Source organism: Kitasatospora sp. MY 5-36, assembly GCF_001182915.1.
Taxonomy (GTDB): Bacteria; Actinomycetota; Actinomycetes; order Streptomycetales; family Streptomycetaceae; genus Kitasatospora.
This window is the reverse complement of sequence record NZ_LFVW01001197.1, coordinates 1-1,432: the sequence shown is the minus strand read 5'-3', so window position 1 is coordinate 1,432 and position 1,432 is coordinate 1. Positions and strand designations below refer to the sequence as shown.

The 1,432-nt window shown below is 77.0% G+C and carries 1 protein-coding gene; it reads left to right on the top strand.

Annotation, left to right across the window (positions count from 1 at the left end; all coding sequences use genetic code 11):
• Positions 1 to 1,432: lipid II flippase MurJ (locus tag AE652_RS41365; protein WP_049661144.1), on the top strand; the 1,432-nt coding region annotated here is incomplete at both ends.

Genomic DNA, 1,432 nt, shown 5'->3' with positions numbered 1-1,432 from the left:
CCCCCTCCCCGCCCCCCGCGGCGCCCCCGGCGGGGACCCGTCCGCCGGGCCCCACCCGGCCCCCCGGCGCGGCTTCCTCGCCAAGGCCTTCGGCATCACCGCCGTGCTCAGCGCCGCCGGCTCCGGCCTCGGCCTGCTGCGCGACCTCCTGCTGGCCCGCTACTTCGGCGCCAACCAGGGCACCGACGCCTTCCTGGTCGCCTGGACCGTCCCGGAGACCGCCGCGCCGCTGCTGATCGAGGACGCCATGTCCTTCCTCATGGTGCCCGCGTTCGCCCTCGCCCTGGTGCTGCGCGAGGAGGACCCGGACGCCCCCGACCCGGTCCGCCAACTGGTCCGCGCCACCCTGCCCTGGCTGCTGCTCGCGCTCAGCGGCCTCGCCCTGGCCGTCGCCCTGGGCGCCCCGGAACTGGTCGACCTGCTCGCCCCCGGCCTCACCGACCCCGGCCTGGCCGTCACCTGCACCCGGATCACCGCGGTCACCGTGCTGCCCTTCGGGGTGGCCGGCTACCTGGCCGCCGCGCTGCGCGCCCACCACCGCTTCACCGCCCCGGCCGGCATCTACGTCGCCTACAACCTCGGCATCCTCGCCGTCCTGCTCTGCCTCCACTCCTACCTCGGCGTGCGCTCCGCCGCCCTCGGCGTCGCGGGCGGCAGCCTGCTGATGGCCGGTCTGCTGGTCGGCCCGTTCCTGCGCCGGCTGCGCCAGGGCCCGCCCGGCACCGGCCGGGGCCGCCGCTCGCGCCGGGCCCTGGTGCTGATGCCGCTCGCCCTGCTGCCGGTGGCCGCCTTCACGCTCACCCGGCAGTCCCAGGTCTTCGTCGAGCGCTACCTCGGCTCGGCCCTGCCGCCCGGCACCATCTCGCACCTCAACTACGCCGCCAAGGTCTCCCAGCTCGCCATGACGGCGGGCCTGCTGATCTGCACCGTCACCTTCCCGCTGGTCGCCCGGGCGCTGGCCGCCGGGGACCTCACCGCCGCCCGCGACCGGGTGGAGAAGGACCTCGGCCAGGCGGCGGCCGTCGTCCTGTTCGGCACCGCCTTCCTGATGGCCTGCGCCCCCTCGGTGGTCTCGCTGCTGTTCGAGCGCGGCGCCTTCGGCCCGCACGACACCGCCGCCACCGCCGACGTCATCCGGGTGTACAGCTTCGGCCTGCCCGCCCAGGCGCTGATCGGCGTGATGGTCCGTCCGTACTTCTCGCTGCGCCCGGTGGTCCGCCGGGCCGACGACCCGGGCGCCGAGGACGGCCGCCGGCTGCTGGACTGGTACCCGGCCGCCGCGATGGTGCTCGGCCTCGGCGTCACCGTCGCCACCGGCCTGCTCGCCACGCCCCGCTTCGGCGCCCTGGGGCTGGCCGCCGGCAACGCGGCCGGGATCACCGCCGCCGCCGCACTGCTGCTGCACGGCCTGGTGCTGCGCGGCATCCCGCTG